Source organism: Collimonas arenae (genome assembly GCF_001584165.1).
Taxonomy (GTDB): Bacteria; Pseudomonadota; Gammaproteobacteria; order Burkholderiales; family Burkholderiaceae_D; genus Collimonas; species Collimonas arenae.
This window is the reverse complement of sequence record NZ_CP013233.1, coordinates 1800351-1819019: the sequence shown is the minus strand read 5'-3', so window position 1 is coordinate 1819019 and position 18669 is coordinate 1800351. Positions and strand designations below refer to the sequence as shown.

The 18669-nt window shown below is 54.8% G+C and carries 15 protein-coding genes, 1 tRNA gene and 2 pseudogenes; 4 read left to right on the top strand and 14 right to left on the bottom strand.

The window, feature by feature from the left end; translation table 11 throughout:
• Positions 1 to 17: 17 nt before the first annotated feature.
• From CAter10_RS08605 to pstS, 3 genes are all read left to right on the top strand, one after another.
• Complete coding sequence (locus tag CAter10_RS08605; protein WP_061533095.1) at positions 18 to 869, top strand: spermine/spermidine synthase domain-containing protein; 852 nt, start codon at positions 18 to 20, stop codon at positions 867 to 869.
• Between the two features lie 75 nt (positions 870 to 944).
• On the top strand, positions 945 to 2726 hold the full coding sequence (tfpB, locus tag CAter10_RS08600; protein ID WP_061533094.1) for a type IV pilus assembly ATPase TfpB: 1782 nt from the start codon (positions 945 to 947) through the stop codon (positions 2724 to 2726).
• Positions 2727 to 3038: 312 nt separating this feature from the next.
• On the top strand, positions 3039 to 4082 hold the full coding sequence (gene pstS, locus CAter10_RS08595; RefSeq protein ID WP_061533093.1) for a phosphate ABC transporter substrate-binding protein PstS: 1044 nt from the start codon (positions 3039 to 3041) through the stop codon (positions 4080 to 4082).
• A gap of 434 nt (positions 4083 to 4516) precedes the next feature.
• Here the strand turns inward: pstS and CAter10_RS08590 are convergent, their stop codons facing one another.
• The 14 genes and pseudogenes from CAter10_RS08590 to CAter10_RS23455 all read right to left on the bottom strand — a co-directional run.
• Positions 4517 to 5266: an MgtC/SapB family protein gene (locus tag CAter10_RS08590; RefSeq protein ID WP_335339746.1), complete on the bottom strand. Its 750-nt coding sequence runs from the start codon at positions 5264 to 5266 to the stop codon at positions 4517 to 4519.
• Between the two features lie 347 nt (positions 5267 to 5613).
• Positions 5614 to 5689: transfer RNA gene (locus CAter10_RS08585), tRNA-Lys, on the bottom strand.
• A gap of 171 nt (positions 5690 to 5860) precedes the next feature.
• Complete coding sequence (locus CAter10_RS08580; protein WP_164840427.1) at positions 5861 to 6307, bottom strand: transposase; 447 nt, start codon at positions 6305 to 6307, stop codon at positions 5861 to 5863.
• A 206-nt stretch (positions 6308 to 6513) separates the two neighbouring features.
• Complete coding sequence (locus CAter10_RS21885) at positions 6514 to 7794, bottom strand: ATP-binding protein (RefSeq protein WP_128083020.1); 1281 nt, start codon at positions 7792 to 7794, stop codon at positions 6514 to 6516.
• Positions 7704 to 8894, bottom strand: coding sequence for a transporter substrate-binding domain-containing protein (locus CAter10_RS21880; RefSeq protein WP_082797841.1), 1191 nt, complete (start codon positions 8892 to 8894; stop codon positions 7704 to 7706). The genes CAter10_RS21885 and CAter10_RS21880 overlap by 91 nt, the downstream gene beginning before the upstream one ends.
• Complete coding sequence (locus CAter10_RS08570) at positions 8891 to 9583, bottom strand: response regulator (RefSeq protein WP_061533091.1); 693 nt, start codon at positions 9581 to 9583, stop codon at positions 8891 to 8893. Before CAter10_RS08570 ends, CAter10_RS21880 begins: the two co-directional genes overlap by 4 nt.
• A 242-nt stretch (positions 9584 to 9825) precedes the next feature.
• Positions 9826 to 10521 carry a response regulator transcription factor gene (locus CAter10_RS08565; RefSeq protein ID WP_061535242.1) on the bottom strand — a complete coding sequence of 232 codons (696 nt, stop codon included), beginning with the start codon at positions 10519 to 10521 and terminating at the stop codon, positions 9826 to 9828.
• 212 nt (positions 10522 to 10733) lie between these two features.
• Positions 10734 to 11759 (bottom strand): fimbrial protein, encoded by a 1026-nt coding sequence (locus tag CAter10_RS08560; RefSeq protein ID WP_205630299.1) that lies wholly within the window; start codon positions 11757 to 11759, stop codon positions 10734 to 10736.
• A gap of 76 nt (positions 11760 to 11835) precedes the next feature.
• Positions 11836 to 12578, bottom strand: a pseudogene (locus tag CAter10_RS24240) (fimbrial biogenesis chaperone).
• A 124-nt stretch (positions 12579 to 12702) separates the two neighbouring features.
• The gene (locus tag CAter10_RS24655) at positions 12703 to 13200 is read right to left on the bottom strand and encodes a fimbria/pilus outer membrane usher protein (protein ID WP_470295000.1); all 498 of its coding nucleotides are present in this window, start codon (positions 13198 to 13200) and stop codon (positions 12703 to 12705) included.
• Positions 13176 to 15119, bottom strand: a complete 1944-nt coding sequence (locus tag CAter10_RS08550) for a fimbria/pilus outer membrane usher protein (RefSeq protein WP_470294999.1) — start codon at positions 15117 to 15119, stop codon at positions 13176 to 13178. The genes CAter10_RS24655 and CAter10_RS08550 overlap by 25 nt, the downstream gene beginning before the upstream one ends.
• A gap of 86 nt (positions 15120 to 15205) precedes the next feature.
• Complete coding sequence (locus CAter10_RS08545; RefSeq protein ID WP_061535241.1) at positions 15206 to 15733, bottom strand: fimbrial protein; 528 nt, start codon at positions 15731 to 15733, stop codon at positions 15206 to 15208.
• A gap of 571 nt (positions 15734 to 16304) precedes the next feature.
• Positions 16305 to 16586 carry a TetR family transcriptional regulator C-terminal domain-containing protein gene (locus tag CAter10_RS23460; protein WP_236905565.1) on the bottom strand — a complete coding sequence of 94 codons (282 nt, stop codon included), beginning with the start codon at positions 16584 to 16586 and terminating at the stop codon, positions 16305 to 16307.
• A 194-nt stretch (positions 16587 to 16780) separates the two neighbouring features.
• Positions 16781 to 16846 (bottom strand): annotated as a pseudogene (locus CAter10_RS23455) (TetR/AcrR family transcriptional regulator); the annotation flags it as partial.
• A gap of 548 nt (positions 16847 to 17394) precedes the next feature.
• Between CAter10_RS23455 and CAter10_RS08535 the strand changes: the two are divergent.
• Complete coding sequence (locus tag CAter10_RS08535) at positions 17395 to 18606, top strand: efflux RND transporter periplasmic adaptor subunit (RefSeq protein WP_061533090.1); 1212 nt, start codon at positions 17395 to 17397, stop codon at positions 18604 to 18606.
• Positions 18607 to 18669: the final 63 nt, after the last annotated feature.

The window sequence follows — 18669 nt, the reverse complement described above, 5'->3', positions numbered from 1 at the left end:
GAATACCTATTTACCTAATGCTGATCAAACGCAAATCCATCGAAGCCGATGCCAACCGCATGGCAGGCCCGCGCAAGGCCAACCCGGCCAAACGCCCCGAAGCCGCACGCAAGGATGCGCCAAAACCGTCGCGCAAACCGAAATTCGCTCCCGTCACGCTGTCGGAACAGGACGGCGTACGCTACCTGCATTTCGGCACTGAGTGGGTGCAAGGTGCCATGCGCATCCGCAAACCGGACTGGCCCGAGCTCGAATATGCGCAGCAGATGATGGCGTGGATGCTGTTCAATCCGCAGCCGCAGCATATCGTGCAGTTGGGCCTGGGCACGGCGGCGCTGACCAAATTCAGTTATCGCCAGTTTCCGGCGGCACGCGTCACCGCAGTGGAATTGAATCCGTCGGTGCTAGCAATTTGCGCCTCGATGTTCAAATTGCCGCCCGACGATGAGCGCCTGTCGGTGCTGGAAATGGATGCGATGGATTATGTGCTGGAGCAGAACCACGCTGGCAGCATCGACGCTCTGCAAGTCGACCTGTATGACGCTACCGCGCGCGGTCCGGTGCTAGACACGCCGGAATTCTACAGCGCCTGCGCGGCCTGCCTGACCGACGATGGCATCATGACCGTCAACCTGTTCGGCGACCATCCAAGCTATGCCAAGAATCTGAAGGCGATGAAGTTCGCTTTCGATGATGTCTGGTGCCTGCCTGAAGTCCATGAAGGCAACGTCATCGCCATCGCGTTCAAGCGCGCGCCGCAAATCGATTTCGGTGCATTGTATGAACGCGCAGCCGAGATTACCGCTGCGACCAAGCTACCGGCCAAATCCTGGGTCAACGGCTTGAAGGCCTGGCATTCGGCAAAGTAACGAGATTACCCAGACGGCGTCACTCAAGTCACAGCCATCTCAGGCAGATCAACCTCAAATCAGGCACCCACAGCAATGAATAATGCGCCTCCCAAGACACTCGACTTGCAGCAGATTTTCACCTGGCTGCTGACCGATGGCACGGTCGACAAAGCCGACGTCAAGATGTTCTACACGCAGGCGATGGGAATCTTCCGCAACGCCCCAGTGGCGATCCATCCGCTCAGCGCAGTAGCGCAATGCAAACGCCAATCGGCATTGCCGCCGCACCGCGCGATCACGCTGGAATGGCTCACCGAGTGGCTGGCGCGCCAAGTGCAGCTGCCGTTCTACCGGATCGACCCGCTCAAGATCGATTTCGCCCGAGTCGCCGATGTGATGTCGGCCAGTTACGCCACACGCTTCAATATCCTGCCGGTGGAACTGACGCCGACTGAACTGGTGATCGCCACGGCGGAACCGTTCCGCACCGAGTGGCAAGCCGAAATCGCCAAGATCACGCGCCGCAGTATCCGCCTGGTGATTTCCAATCCGCTCGACATCGCCCAGTACATCACGCAATTTTTTACGCTGGCCAAATCGATCAAGAGTGCGCATAAATCCGGCGGGCAGGAACTGGCGCTGCGCAACAATTTCGAGCAATTGGTCGAACTGGGCAAGAGCAACAAGCAGGTCGACGCCAACGACCAGCACATCGTCAACATCGTCGATTGGCTCTGGCAATACGCCTTCGAACAGCGCGCTTCGGATATCCATATGGAGCCGAAGCGTGATTTCAGCGCTATCCGTTTCCGGATCGATGGCGTGTTGCATCAGGTCTACCAGGTGCCCGCTGTGGTGATGATCGCCATGACCGCGCGCATCAAGCTGCTGGGACGGATGGACGTAATCGAAAAGCGCCGGCCTCAAGACGGCCGCATCAAGACCCGCACCGCTGGCGGCCAGGAAATCGAACTGCGGCTGTCCACCCTGCCTACCGCGTTTGGTGAAAAGCTAGTGATGCGGATTTTCGATCCGGATGTGGTGGTCAAGACCCTGCCCGAACTTGGCTTTCCGCCTGATGATGCGTTGCGTTGGGATGCGCTGACCAAGCGCCCGCACGGCATTATCCTGGTGACCGGCCCGACCGGTTCCGGCAAGACCACCACGTTGTACACGACGCTGAAGGCGCTAGCCACCTCCGAGGTCAATGTCTGTTCGGTGGAAGACCCGATCGAAATGGTGGAGGCGTCATTCAACCAGATGCAGGTCAACCACGGCATCGACCTGACCTTCGCCGATGGCGTGCGCGCGCTGATGCGGCAAGATCCGGACATCATCATGGTGGGCGAAATCCGCGACCTGGAAACCGCCGAGATGGCGATCCAGGCCGCCCTCACCGGCCACCTGGTGCTGTCGACCCTGCACACCAACGATGCGCCGTCGGCAGTGATGCGGCTGCTGGAACTGGGGGTCCCGTACTACCTGCTGGAAACCACGCTGATCGGCATCATGGCGCAGCGCCTGGTGCGCACGCTATGCACGCACTGCAAGAGTCCTGATGGCGAGATTGCCGACGATGTCTGGGCCACGCTGATCGAAAACTGGAACGTGCCCAAGCCGGCCAAGGTTTATCATCCGGTCGGTTGCCCCGAGTGCCGCCAAACTGGTTACCGCGGCCGTACCGGCTTGTATGAACTGCTGACCGTTACGCAGCCATTCTCCAAGCTGATCCAGACCGAGACCGACATCCATGCACTCAAGCAGCAAAGTTTCGCCGATGGCATGAAACCGCTGCGCCTGGCCGGTGCGCTAAAGATTGTCGAAGGCGTGACCACTGCCGATGAAGTCCTGAAAGTCACCTCTGCACTTACCTGACGACAGAGACATTAACAAAACAACAAACATCAGCAACATTGTCCCAAGCGAGCGGCATCCCTGAAACACGACGGACGCCGCTTGCAGCATTTTTGCCAATCTGCCACTGCCACCATCATCTGAAAAACGCCGCATCGTTGCTTTTTTGCCGGCTTTATCCGACGACGCATACTAAAACGCGGCTTGATTACCCAATACCGGCACAATCCGTGCACAATTGCGCCCAGTGTTTTTTCACGCTCGATTGTTGGCTGACTAAACGTAAAACACGCTCGGCACACCTTCCCAGATTATTTATTTCATAGGTTGAAAATGTTGAAATACGTTGCTCTATTCTTCTGCGCGTTCGGTTTTAGCGCAGCCCAGGCCATCGACATCAGCGGCGCCGGCTCCACTGCAGCGGCGCCGCTGTATCTAAAATGGCAACAAGCCTATATCAAAAAAACCGGCAACAAGCTTGCCTATGAGGCCATCGGCTCGTCCGGCGGAATCAAGAAGATCAAGGAAAGCAGCACCGATTTCGGCGCGAGCGACGCGCCCATGTCGGCCGCGGATTTGAAGAAATTCAATTTGCTGGACTTCCCCACCGTCATTTCCGGCGTGGTGCCAATCATCAATCTGCCTGGCGTCAAGGAAGGCGAGTTGCGCCTGACCGCCGACCTGGTGGTCGGCATGTATTCCGGCAAAATTGAGAAATGGAACGACCCTGCCATTGCCAGGGAAAATCCAAAGCTGGCGCTACCCAACTTACGCATCGTGCCGCTGGCGCGTGCCGACGGCTCCGGCACCACCTTCACCCTGACCGACTACTTCAGTCGCGTCAATCCTGAATGGAAGCAGCAATACGGCAGCAATTTCACCATCGCCTGGCATGCTGACGTCAAAACCATCAAGGGATCGACCGACCTGGTTGCGCTGCTCAAGAAAACACCCGGCGCCATCGGCTATGCGGAATACGCATATGTGATCGAGAACAACCTGAACTATGCGCAACTCAAGAACCGCGAAGGCCAGTACGTCCAGCCGAACGCCATGTCATTCAAGTCGGCTCTGGCCAACAGCGGCTGGCGGAATACCGGTAACTTCGAGGAAATGCTGACCGACAAGCCCGGCTCAGGAAGCTGGCCAATCACCGGCGCCACTTATGTATATGTGCCGCGCGTCACCAGCCAGCCGGAACGCACCGCGGCCGTGATCCAATTCTTCACCTGGGCCTTCATGGAAGGAGACGAAATTGCCAACAGCCTCGACTACATCCGCCTGCCGGATAACGTCCAGGCCCGCGTCGTGCATGAAATATCCAGCGTCGTCGATACCAAAGGCAATCGCCTTTCAATCCCGATTCTGTTCAAATAAATGTCGGCGGGGATGATTGTTCGCGATCATCCCATCGATGCTGATCATCTGGGTTGAACGACGAATCGCCCCTTGGGAAAATTTGAAGCGGATTCCTAGAATCCGTGGTTCCAGGCCCGATTCGCCCTTTTTACTGCAGGGAACACACGGTAGCCGCCCTTACGGTAATAGCGATACAGCTGCAAAAAAGTTCTCATCTCGGCACTCTTGCTTTAAAGATTGACGGTTCAATCCGTCTATTCATCGAATCACGCTGGGTACACACCGATTTTCACCAAGTCGTGTGACAAAAACATGACAAATCCAAAAGAACTGACATGAACCGTCTTGTGTTGTAAAAACACAGCAAACTGGCGCCAAACACCTGCCTATAGGTCAAACATGCTCCTGTTAGCGCCGACCGCTATCTGCTTGCAATTAGCGGAAATCCGGGATCAGTTGCGGCAATGGGTCAATTCAAAATTCTCGACCGCCTCGTATGAATTCATCATGCGCGCCAATTCAGATACGGAAGTCCCTTTCTTGCTGTCGAGCGCCACCGCGATGAAGTGCCATTTCGCATGTCTGTCGTGCGAACTGATGGACAAGGAATCTTTGACTATCTCATAGCCATGTTGAATGGCCAGCTCACGCAGCGCATCCTCATGCGGAACAAAGCCCTTCTCGAACTCAACCAGAATTGCTACGCCGGCACGAGACGGCAGCCAATTCTCAAGCTTTGCCACCCAAACCATGCACGTGGCCGATAACAGCGTGAGCGAAATTGCCGCGATGTAGAAACCGACGCCGACCAGTATCCCGATCGCCGACGCCGCCCAAATCGACGCCGCCGTAGTCAGACCTCTGATATTCAAGCCTTCTTTCATGATGACGCCGGCGCCAAGAAAACCGATGCCGGTCACCACCCCCTGCACCACCCGGGTCGGATCTGGATTGAGCGACAATCCGACATGCCCGCCATACCAAAGCGCAGGATAGCCGACGAACACGGTAAGTCCGGCCGAAGCCATGCACACTAGCCCATAGGTACGCATGCCGGCGGCGCGTCCATGATATGCCCGCTCGTAGCCGATCAGCATCCCTAAAAATAAGGCGCCCAACAAGTTAAAGAAAATCAGGACATTAGCCGCAACCTCGGGAGCTGACCAATAGGCGGCCAGTGAATCAAGTAAAAGCATGTTCATATGATTTCGTTCAAATTGTCTTTAAGGCCCCGAAACGGGGAGCAGGTAATGAATTTCAAGTGCATGCCACTGATTCACACCCGAAAGGGCGAAGGCGCGACCGATACGTGTTGTCCGGCGTCCCACTGAAACAGATCCAACTGCTTTGCGGACATGATTCGACGCCGCCACGGACATTTATGTGGGGTGCCGCTGGCACGGAACAATCATGCCCAGTCAGGTAAAAATGGGGTTAAATGCCGAGTGAAAACACCGTATAGACTACCGGATATTAGACACTGTCTAATAAGGCATCTATTTAGCACAATTGAAAAAGCCCCCGATTACTCGGGAGGCTTTGAATTTGTTGGTGGGGCGTGAGTGACTCGAACACTCGACCTACGGATTAAGAGTCCGCTGCTCTACCAACTGAGCTAACGCCCCAACAGGGGACGAATTATAGCCGCGCTTTATTATTTTTGCTAGCCCTTCTCAAATATTTATATCAAATAGTGTTTTGCGCCCGTTCGTTCCCTAAAAATGGGGGGGAGTAATAAAAAACCCTCTCATCTCTGAGAGGGCTTCACGTCCGACATATCGGGGCCGCTGCAACCGTCAGGAAACCAGTCCCACCCAGTGCAGGGTCGATTCGTCTGATGGCGGCAGGGACTGCCTGATGTGGCTTATATTGCTACCTCCACCGATTGCCGATTTATATACCGCCTTCTGGACCTTTCGTGCCTGCCGCTGTTCGATGCGTCGGGTGTATTGATCGCCATACTCGACAATCAGTTGAAGCATCTGCTGCAACGCCCGATCGTTGATATTGTTCAGTGCCAGCTGACGCCAGAAATCACATTCGTTCCAGCGGCGAAAGCGCATATATACCGTACTTGACTTCCCGAACTGAGACGGCAGATGACGCCACAGATTATTGCTCGACACAATCCATAGGACAGCCTCGATAAATAAGCGATTGTTCTTGGCGCTAGCACCTGGGTCGCTTTGCTTGCCGATCAGCAGCGGCTCCAACTCTTGCCATTGATCGTCGCGGAGCATCATTTGGTATTCCTGCATCTCATTCATCGTGACAGTCCGTAGAAAATGTTATCCGTCCCCCATTGCCGTCATGCCTTTATCGCTTGCGATCGAATAGATGGAATCGGTGCGCTGCAATCAACAGGAGGTTCAGGACTTGCACTTTATCGGGACTACCCACAAAGAAATATAGGAATTGTCCGAAAATACTTAAGCAATCTATCGATACATTAAAGACGTGCGACCTGCGCGCCCAGCATAGAGCAGGCTGCGCCAAGGCTCTCTGCATCGACGGACTGCCCGTCGCGGAGAATTGTCTCTATCCGCTCACTGGCTTCGACAATCGCCGGAACGCCGGCCATCAATGCAGCTCCCTTGATTCGATGCACGTAGCGCGCCATCAACGCATGATCGCCATTGTCGAAGGCGCGCTGAATCTCGGAGAAATCCTGTTGTGAACTGTCGCGAAACAACTCTGTCGCACTCGACACAGGCGGTGCACTGCTTGGCTCCGGCACGACCATATCAACATCGCACCAAACCTCAATGATGGATTTCAATTCATTGAGGCGTAACGGCTTCCTTAATATGCCGTCCATGCCGCTATCCATACAGAGCTTGACATGCCCCTCGTCAACCGCCGCGGAGATCGCGATGATGGGCTGGTGGCGTTGACCGCCCTCCTCCTGCCTGCGGATCGTCCTTGCCACCTGATAGCCATCCATCCCGGGCAGATAACAGTCGAGCAATATCAGCGAGAACTGCCTGGCCGCCAGCAGCGACAATCCGGTCGGACCGTCTTCAGCAAGCACGACGTCGCAATTCAACTCCTCCAGCTGATGCTGAATCACTGTGCGGTTGTTCGGATGATCATCCACGACTAGTATCGTCGGGCGTGCGCTGGTTGCCACGCCACCCTGTGCCAACGCCTGGTCTGCTGCCGGAGGATTGACCGCGGGGTCGCATAATTGCGTCTCCACCGGAATAGAGAATGCGATCGACGTCCCGACTCCGACCTCGCTCTGCAACTGTAGCGTCCCACCCATCTTTTCAATCAGTTCACGGCAAATCACGAGGCCCAGACCGGTACCGCCATAGCGCCGCGTGGTCGAGCTATCGGCCTGGGAAAAAGGTTGGAACAGGCGCTTTTTCTGATCATCCGACACCCCGATACCCGTATCGATAACCGCGACCCGAAGAATCGCCTTGGACTCTACCGACTCGCTCTGCAGATTGATCGATACTGTGACGCCGCCACGATCGGTAAACTTGACAGCATTCGACAGCAAATTGAGCAGCACTTGACGAATACGCGTGGGATCGATCAGGACACGTTGATTGTCCGGAATGTGAGCATCCAGTTGCATCGCCAGTTTCTTTTCTTGCGCCTTGATCTGAATCATGTCGATGGCACTCTGCGTCAACAGGACGATGTCCGTCGGCACTTCTTCCAGTTCCAGCTTGTCGGCTTCCAGCTTGGACAAGTCCAGAACGTCGTCAAGCAAACCCAACAGGTTTCCGCCGCAGAGGCCGCCAGCGCCGTCAATTCCTGTTGCCGCCTGTCCAGCTTGGAGCGCTGCAGCAACTCCACGCTGGACAGGATAGCGTTCATCGGTGTGCGTATCTCGTGGGTCATGACCGCCAAGAACTTGCTTTTTTCCCGCTCACTCCGAACCGCAGCACGGCGAGCCACCCGCGCACGCTGCGCCAAAAGCAGGATCAGCGATATGGCAATCACCAGAGATAGAATCTCGGTATCGTAATATTGCAGCAAAGTGCGCCACGAAGGCGCGCCGTAATCGGTACCCTGCAACCACTTTTCCATCATGCCATCGGTTTGCCTGGCAGTCAGGGATGACAGTGTCTTCTGGACTATTGATGCCAGTTCCGGCAAATCCTTGCGCACCCCCATGGACACCGTTGCGGGCATTTCGCCGATGGTGCCGGAAATATGCAAAGTACCGAGATATTTACGGCGCAGCAACGGCAACAATGCCGTATCTACCCCTATCGCAGCCTCGGCGCGTCCATCGACGACTGCCTGCAGTACCGCTTCCGGGCTTTGCAGCGGCAGCAATTTGATCCCGGGAAAACGCTCACCCAGCAAGCGTTCGTAGGCACCGCCACCCTTGATCGCAACGACCTTTCCATTCAATTTACGTGCATCGAAAATGATCGGCTCGGCTTCCGTGGTCACAATGATCGTGGAGCCGACAAAATAGGGATCACTGAACAGCACGACATCCCTCAAGCTCTGTTGGGCAAATTGCTTTGACACCGCCGGAAGCATGTCAACCTTGCCATCCTTCAGCGCCTGCTGAGCGCCACTCCAGCCAGAACCCGGCACCAGCAGGAATTGCAAGCCGGTGGCGGCCGAGATTGCCGCCACATATTCCGCGGTCAAGCCTTTGTGCTGACCGTCTTCCACGTATTCCAGCGGACGCCAATCCGGATCGACAGCGATATGCACGATCGGATGCGCAGCAATCCAGGCACGCTCCTGGGCAGAAAACAGACTGGGATTGGGAATGGAAGATTGAGCCTGGACGGATGCCAGGCAAAACAGCGAAGAGATAATGAAAAACAGAAGTTGAAGAAGCTTTCGCTTCATAGCATTCCTAGCTGACGATGCATTTTGAAGAGTTCATTATCAGTGCGAATCCCCAATTTGCGAAATGCCGACTGTTTCTGGGTGCTAATGGTCTTGGCGCTACGGCCGAATTTTTTGGCGACGTCGGTAACCGACATGCCATTCAGGCAGCAGCGCAATACCTCGCGCTCGCGCGGAGACAAGTCGACATGGACCATGAGTGGATCCTTGTCATCATCCGCCTGCGTCGCATCGTGTACTGCGACATCGGATAGTAAATAGGCAAACTCGACGGCTAAGCCCGGATCCAAATAGAGTCGCCCACGAGCGACTGTGCGAATGGCGGCAACCAGTTCCGGCAACGGCTGGTTCTTCCCAACGAAACCCGCGGCGCCGGCGCGCAATGTCAGTGCCACGGTCGCAGGGCTGCAATGTGCCGAGGCCACGAGCACTTTGCTGTCGGGGAAACGCGTGCACAAAGCGCGTATCAGATTCAGGCCTTCGATATCATCTGGCGCCAGCGCATAATCGACCAACAGTAAATCGGCCGGCTCACTACGCAGCGCCGTCATCATCTCGCGGCTGTTGGCGAACGCGCCCACGACGCGAAAATCGGACTCCGCGCGCAACAATTCAATCAAGCCGTGGCGCACTACCGCATGATCATCCAGTAGTGCTATGCGGAGCGGCCTTGCAGCGGTCCAATCCATCTAAAAATTCCTCAATAAACTCATTATCACGTCAAGATATTCGGACGCTTCATCAATTTTCCGGTCTTGACGCCCCACTTGCTTGCATATCAGGCAGTGCCATTTGCAAAAAATTAACCATGAGAATTATTCTGCCCGAGTTCACAAACAAGGCATATCGGAATTATCCTAAACGCAGCCAGGAAATTAATTTATATTCTACCGTTCGACTAAGCATGTATACGCTGAGATCGCTCGACCGCTCAAAATATCTCGCCGCGATCGCGCAAGGCGAACAATTCGCTGTCGGATTGCAAGCCCAGCTTGCTCATTGCTGCCTGCTTTTGCGTACTGATGGTCTTGCGGCTCTTGGAAAATTTCTTGGCGATCTCGATTACCGACATGCCGTCAAGGCAACAACGGATCACTTCGCGCTCGCGCGGCGACAAGGATTGACCTTTTAAACCCGCATCGGCCGCGACAACGTAGTCGGTCACCGCCTTGCCTGCTGAAGTCGAAGCGTCCACCTGATCCGGCAAGGCTGTCGCGGCCCCCTCCTCATAAATGCCACCGGCGGCAACCAAGCGGATGGCATCTACCAAGGTCGACAATTGATCTGCCTTGGCAACGAAACCTTTGGCTCCGGCACGCATGACCAATTCGACTGTAGCGGGATTATTGTGCGCCGAGACAACCAGGATCTTGCTCTCCGGCGCTTTGATTTTCAACACCTGAAGTAAATTGATGCCATCGATCTCGGTCGGCCCGAGAGAGTAATCAACCAGCAGTATCTCAGCCGGCGCGTTGCGTAAGCCCTCAATCATCTCGCGACCGGTAGCGTAGACGCCTACCACGTCGAAATCGGACTCTTTGGCAAACCGGAGCGTCATGCCATGCCTGACGATTGCATGATCGTCCAGAATGGCAATACGAATGCTTTTTGTAGATGAGTGCAACATGACGTGTTCAATCGCCTTATTCAATAGCCATTCATGCCGGTTATCGAAAGCCGTCCCTGCAGCTCTCCCCCTAAAGAGCAAGGACAACGACGCAAGCGGAGAAAACAGATTCAGACAACGGCCTAGTTGGTGCATTTAGCCGTCATCATACAACAATTAACATTCGCAATTTTCGCATCGAAAAATTATCTAATTATTACTTAATTAACACCTCAATTTCTCTCGCGTGCCTCTATAAGACCGGTGTCAAAAGCCAAGCACATCGACACTCGGTAATTTCTCATAAAGCAAACAAAAATTGCTTTTTTAGTAATAAATAATCTGCACCACAGTGACCGCCTCGAACGGCCCCACTTGAGGATCGCCCAGCGGCACCATCGTTGCGCTGAACGGCACATCGATGTGACTGACATCGGCTGGAAAATTTGCCAGCGGAATGGCTCGTTAATCGGCAATAGATTGCCAGCGGCATCTTTGATCTGGATACCGAACTGACTATCCGCGGTAGGCAGAATAGTATTTTTACCGCTTTGGTTAGCCGTATTGAAATAGCCGCCGATGTTGATCGGACTATTGCACTGCTTGTCCAACGACAAGCTAAACGGCTTGGTCGGATTCGGCGGAGAAAATCCGGTTGAAGTCTTTTGCACCTGACCGAAATCGATGATACCCGGCTCCGGCGTCACGGTGACGTCAACTGTGCACGGGGTACCGACAATATTCTGCAGTCCGTTCAGCTGATAACGGAAATTTCCAAAAGGATTACCTGAACCTCCGTTCATCCCATACTGACCGTCAAACTGAAAGACATCGTAAGTATCCTGAGGTGGGCGCTGGAACGGAAGCAGGCCGCGCTTGCGAATCACCACTTGGAATGTGATGATCGGCTGTACCAGCGAACAAGCCAGCATTTCGGCATTGTTGGCGGCATCAGGGCAGCCGGGAGAGGTAAATCCGGTAAATACGCCATCACGCGGCGTAGAACTCCAGTCGCCATCCCAAGCGTAACTGCCCTTGTACAGCAGGCCAAATTCGATGCCCCATCCCAGGGTATTCAATCTTGCCGGATTGCCATAGAAATAAATGGGGTCGTCCTCAGCAAAATGTATATCCCGTATCTTCCAGCATTTGGCTGGAACCGAATGGGTTTTTGAATACCAGATGATGGTGCCGTCCGGCACCGATTCGGGCACAGAGACCGGACCGATCGATTCGGTCAGATAACTACCGTCGGTCAAAGAGTTACAGAGCAACGCCTGCGCCGACTGCGAAAAAAACAGGCACAACACAGCAGCGTCAGCCGGAGCATTACGTTCATGGCTGCACGCCCTTGCAGAGGTTCGCACTACAGGCAAACTCGGAGTCTGTCTGACCGCCGAAATCATTCATGTGCGACACATACAACTTGCTGAAATTCGCGTCCTTCACCGGCACGTCGACCTTGCTCATCGGGCTGATCATGACCGTATCTATCGCGACTTTTGCTTTTTCCGCACCCGCCAGGAAGCCAACTACGGTGACGTGAAACGGCGTTGGATTATCAATGACCACTTTCCTTGCTGCCGGATCGAGCTGCAAGTTGAGACTCAAACCGATGTCTTCGCCGCGCTTGGCTTGCACACCCTTGGGGCGATAGAACAATTTGAGCTTGGATTGCAGCGCAATCTGCATCGAGTTGACTGCATCGCTTTTGGCGGGATTTCACGGATGTTCAGGTAGAACACCGATTCGCGATCCTTGGGCAACGTGTCACCCGGCAGCTTCACAACCCGCAGCACATTGCTGTCATTTGGCTCAACCCGCTGAATCGGCGGCAACACCATGAACGGGCTGGTAATCTTGACGCTCTTTTCATCTTCAATCCACGATTGCGCGATAAACGGGAGTTTGGGATTTTTGTTACTGATCGTCACGCTCACCGACGGTTCACCCTCGTTATAAATAACACGCGTACGATCCGGTACGATCGCGGCATGCGCCAGCAGCGGCAAGCCAAGCGTCAGCGCGGCCAACAGGTTGGCTGCCAGATGCCTCATCTGGTTTTTCGCTTTCATCATTTTTGTGTTGCTGCTTTTTGTGTTGCTGTTCATATCAATGCTCCTGCCTATCTCTACAATAATTTTCAACGATTCACTTCCTTGAGCGACTCAGGCTGGCACGCTATCGGCGTTGCGGTCCCGGTCAATCCGTCATCTTGCGGCAACGCTGCCAACGCACAAGCTTGGTCATCGCCCAGCGGGCTACCAATTCGGCATCGCTCTTGACTCCCGTCAAATAGGCAATGCCGTGCTCGCCGACAATACCGACCTCCTTGTTGCTCGTCTTGTCCTGCACCGACGCACCGAATGGCACGTCCCTGCCACTGGCTAGCGACAGGATGATGTAAGCGTTACGACCTCGCGCCACTGAGAAATTGACATAGCCGATGGCGCCATCGGTCAATACCAGGCGACGCACCGGATTACCGACATCCGTGTTCAGCGGCAGCTTGTTCATATTGACGCGCGCATCGTAGGCTTGAAATGCTGGCAGGCTGTCGATCACGGCGTAGCCGTTCCTATTGGAACGCACCTGTCCGGAGAACGCGACATCCGATACACCATCGGTGGATACCAGCAGGCGCGTGTCACCATTTGAGCCGTTGCCGTGCGGCGTTACGCCATACTTGGTAAGGACCACGGAACCGTCGATTTCCGCCGATGCGGCACTGTAATGTTCGAATCCGCAGAAATGGAAGCGTTGGCGCGATAGAACGAAGTCTTCTTGCCGACATATCCGCTAATGTAGGGATTGCTTGCGCCAACACCGCCGTACATTTGATAATTGACACCGTCGCCGTTATCACCGCTGTAACCCACGGTGGTTGATGTGCCGCCGTAACTGCTGCTTTGCATATTGGTCGAGAGCATCGACGTGGTGCCGAGCGGAATTGTCAAGCCGGCATAGGCTTGGGAAGTATTGCCGGTGTAATCCTTGCTGCGATAAGCTGAGAAATTGAGACTGATATTTTTCAGCGTACCGATTGCAATCGTGCGCGCTAGCGATACGCCAAAACGGTCGGTGGGCTTCACATCCCAAAACGTCGAATGGTCATACGACAAGGTCGTCGACACGCCGGAAATGCGCTTTGCCAATGCCACGGAATAGCGCTGCTTGCCGGCATTGAAGGAATAGGAAGACGGATCGCCGACAAACTGTGAGAAATTGGTAAAAGTGCGGTCGGAAAAGCGATAGCCGAAAAACCGCAGGTCGGTATCGAGTCCATCGAAATGTTTGGAGTAGTTCAAGCGGTAGGAATTACCGGAAGTGTTCTGTCCATTCCACCAGAGCTTGGCGCGCGAATTCGTGATATCGGCTGACAACGCGCCAAACGCACCGAAATCCTTCCCGGTTCCCATCGCCAGCGCCGTATAGCCGGAAGCGGCAATCATGCCGCCGTATACCGTCCAGTCGAACGGCAATCCATAAGCAATTTCAGCAGTGGTAAAAGTCGGCGTAATACCGTGCACGCCAAATAAGCGTGGCTGGCCGGCCGACACCTTGTAGCGCATTTCGCCCTGGCGCGACAGAAAAGGCACCGCTGCGGTGGCGACAGTAAATTTCTGTTCGCTGCCGTCTTCCTCTTGCACAGTCACGTCCAGCGTCCCTTGTACGCTGCTGTTCAAATTCTGGATGCTGAAGGCGCCCGGGGTGACCTTGGTCGAGTACAGCACACGCCCTTGCTGAGCCACGGTCACCGTCGCATTGGTGCGCGCCACGCCAGTGATCAGCGGTGCATATCCGCGCAAGTTGGGCGGCAGCATGCGATCGTCGCTGCTTAATGTCGCTCCGCGCAAAGCAAACGTATCGAAGACATCGGAGTTCAGATAGTTGTCGCCCACCGACAGATTGGAGCGAATTCCCGGCAGCGCACGAAAGGCATAGAGCCGGTTCAATTGAAAGGCTTTATTGTCCGAACCGAAATTCTGGTCGCCGCTGCTGTTTTGCGCCTGGTAGTCGGCACGCAAACGCCATGCGCCGAAATTGGCGCCGGCAGTGCCGTAACTGCTTAGCGTATTAACTTGATTGGTGTTGCCGTAGAGGTTTGAGCGACGCGTATTGGCAATCACCCGATAGTCAAGCAATAAGCCGTCAACGCCATTGCTCCAACCCGCCGGTGGAATGTAGTTAGGATCATCGTATTCAAATGCCGCCTGCGGAATGCTGATAGTCAAACGCCCTGTTCTCTTGACGTATTTGATGACCACGCTATCCATCGCGTCCAGGCGCACGCAGGAACCCACCGCGGTACGCGGCAGTTCGGCGAAAATCTTTTCCTTCAAGCCAAACATGGCGACCAGTTGTTCCGGCAAGCAAGGATAGGTGTCTTGCTGGTTATCGTCGAGCTTGAACTCGATCGATTGCTGTGCATAGAATTGCCGGTTGACGGCAACATCCAATAAATACTTTCCCGGCACCGTATAGTTGGCGCGCGCGAACTGCTCTAGATTGACATCGGAATTGCCATCGATGTTCAAGAACGTCGCATTGAATTCGATTGCCCTGACCTGGCTGCCCGACAGCAACGCGGCAAAAAGTAAGAACTGGCGATATGACACAACTGATGCCCTTTAGAAAGCATTGAAATGTTCGATAAAAAAGGGGCGCGTGCCCCTTTTTTGGGTCAACGACCAACCATCAATGATTAGTTGTAGGCAACGGTAAAGTTGGCAACCGAATCGGCTTCGCCAGGAGTTACGGTTGCGGCGGTCGATTCGTACATTGCGGCGAAGCTCACCGTGTTGTTACCGTCTTGCAGGACAACCGGCGCCACCTGTTCTTTGCCGTTGTCGAGGAACTCACCAGCACTGGCTTGCAGGCGGATGCCGACGTTCGTGGCAAGGCCAGTCGTGGCAAACAGGGCTGGCACGTTTGCATCCTGGGTGCCAGTGAAAGTGAATTTCGCGTTCTTGTAGGTCGAGGTATCGCACTCAGTCAGAACGATGTCGAATTTTTCCGGGCTTGAACGATCGCCAACTGCCTTGAAGGTTCCTGCAGGAACTTGACCCAGCGGCACGGTCTGATCCAGCGAGCTAGGATCAATACCGCAGGCGCCGGAAACGATTTCACCGATGAAACGGATGGTGCCTGGATTGCCGGTCGCTGGCGTAGCAGCGTGTGCGAAAGAAGAGAACAGAGCGATAACAGCGGTAGCAGCAACTAATTTTTTCATTTTGAAATTTAACTTGGTAAGAACAATTTTGAAACGAGATCCAGGCTGATGGATCGCTTTGCCGAATGACTTCTGTCGATACTCGTTGATGAGTTTCAGCCGCAGAAATGCCAGACATTCAGTTAGGTCGAAGTATTGTTTTAGCGTGATGTTGTGAAAATAGGATTTGTCCAAAAAAATTGTCAATTCGTTAAATAACGTGACATTTCCCTAGGCCACTTTCTTACAAATGGACGCGATCCTAGATGGCATATGTCAGCCATCCGCATTTCTCGTTTGGTGTGGTATGCGTGGCAGCCTTTGCCGGCAATGAATTGAATTAGGCAATGACACGCATCGAGCGGAACGTTCGTTAGCCCAGGACAAGCCGGCTAACGAGCAGCGTTGCTTCTACGCGACAGAAAATGTGTGACGCCGCCGGCAAAAATCAGATGATCAAAGCCGAAGACCGAGCAGGATTGAAGGAGGGAAGTGGCAGGATTACCCCGCTAATTGCAGATACACGTGTAGATACGGCTGATAGCGGGAAGCACGCAGGCGCGGCTAGATCTGCCGCGCCGAAAAAATCAGTTCAAACTGGTTCTGGCCAGGCGCGCATCGCCTGCGCACCGATCGCCAGCAGCTTCTCGCGCGCAGCGCCATCGCGTGCCTGGGTCGACATGCCATGAATGACCGTCACATAAAAACTCGCAAGCGCCGCAGTGTCGGTATCGGCAGCCAGATCGCCCTCCTCGACGCCGCGGTCGAGGCGTTTGCGGATGCCCGCTTCCATCTGTTCCCGATAATCCGCCAGGACTTCCTGCACATGCGAAGAGGCTGCCGTGCAGTTGGTGCTGAGGTCACCACCATGCAACCGGGTGGCTGATTTGGATCGCTTTGCGAGACGGCGATGACTTCCAGATAACTACGGATGCTTTCCTTTGCGGTCAGCTTTTCAGCGGAGATCGACGCCAGGAAGCAAGGCTTTTTCTGCAGGTAGCGCTCCACCGCTTCGAGGAACAGGTGTTCTTTATCGCCGAACGCCGAATACAGGCTGGGCGGTGTGATACCCATCGCCGCCGTCAGGTCATTGAGGGAAGTCGCCTCATACCCGAACCGCCAAAAAACCAGCATCGCACTCTCAAGCGCTTGGTCCCGATCGAAGGATAAGGGCGGCCGGGCTTCTTGCGCGGCTTAACTTGTGTCATTTCCATAGCGATCGATATTAAACCACTTGACAGCGTAAAACAAGCCCGATACAGTCCATCACTAATTCATAGCGATCACTATTCAATAGCAGGTTTTAGAAAAACGATAGTTGGAAAACGCGAATCGGATTGTCTCACAGAAATAAAAATCCGGTTTTGGAAGGACTGTTTTCAGTATGGGATGCGTGTCAATTTGCCAATGGAAATTAGTGATTTGGAGGATCAGGCAAGAAGCTCAGAGGAAGCGTCTATCGCCTGTCAGCCCCTCGCCTCTATATTGCTAATCAAGGGTTGAACCGGTATTGACCGGCGCCCAGCCATCACGACACCCGCGCAACCTCTTCCGCCATCAGCCGGCAACTTGTTTTCGATTCGCTTTGAAGTCCGACTTGAATTCCGCTTTGTATTTCAGTTTGTATTTCGCTTTGTAGTTATTTAGCTCGCAATTTTCCTTAAAGATATCAGGAGCCTCACATGCAAACCTCGACACCATTGTTTTCCCGCAAGGCAATTGCCATCGCCGTCGGGATTCTCATCATCGCCGCTGCCGGCACCTTCACCTTGACCAGCCGCGCCGCCAAGCCAGCCGAAGGCGCTCCGCCGCCGGCATCGGTGTCAGTCGCCGCCGCTCTGGAAAAATCGGTTACTGAGTGGGACGATTTTTCCGGCCGGGTGGAAGCCATCGACCGGGTTGAGATACGTCCGCGCGTCTCCGGCACCATTGACGCCGTACACTTCCAGGAAGGGCAATTGGTCAAGAAAGGCGATCTGCTGTTCACCATCGATCCGCGCCCTTACCAGGCGGATCTGGCGCGGGCGGTTGCCGCCCAGGCCGGCGCCCAGGCCGGACTGTCGCTGGCGAAAACCGAACTGGCCCGCACTAGCCGCCTGATCGAAGAACATGCGGTGGCGCAGCGAGAACTGGACCAGCGCAACAATGCACTGCTCGAAGCTGACGCCAGTCTGAAATCGGCAGACGCAGCTGTACAGACCGCACGCCTTAATCTGCAATACACAGCGATTACAGCGCCCGTCAGCGGCCGCGTCTCGCGCGCCGAAATCACGGTCGGCAACCTGGTCGGCGCCGGTGTCGGTTCCCCTGCCCTGACCACCGTGGTGTCGGTATCGCCGGTCTACGTCAATTTTGAAGTGGATGAGCAAACCTACATCCGCTACGCCGCCAACGGCGCGGTAGGCAACTCCGGCGTCAGCCACTTGCCGGTGTCGATTGGATTGGCGAGCGAAGACGGCTATCCACATCAAGGGCAGATCAAATCCTTCGATAACCGCCTGGATACAGCCTCCGGCACCATGCGCGTGCGCGCCGTGTTCGACAATCCCAACGGCACGCTGACGCCAGGCATGTACGCCCGCGTACGCACCGGCGGCGCGGCGGCCGAAACTGCTGTGTTAATCGACGACAAGGCCGTCGGCACCGACCAGGACAAGAAATACGTGATGGTCCTGGGCGCCGACAACAAGGTTACCTATCGGGCGATCAAATTGGGACCGATCGTCGATGGCTTGCGTGTGGTCCGTTCCGGCCTCAAGAAAGATGAGCGGATCGTGGTCAACGGCTTGCAGCGGATCCGCCCCAACGACAGAGTCACACCGGTGACGGTAGCGATGAACGGTGAAGAACTCGCTCCGGCGAAGGATGCACTGGCCGTGGCTACAGCTAAATAACAAGGGTGCCGACGATTTTCCAGCCATATCGAATCGTATCGATGCCCAAACTCCAGCAGAGCC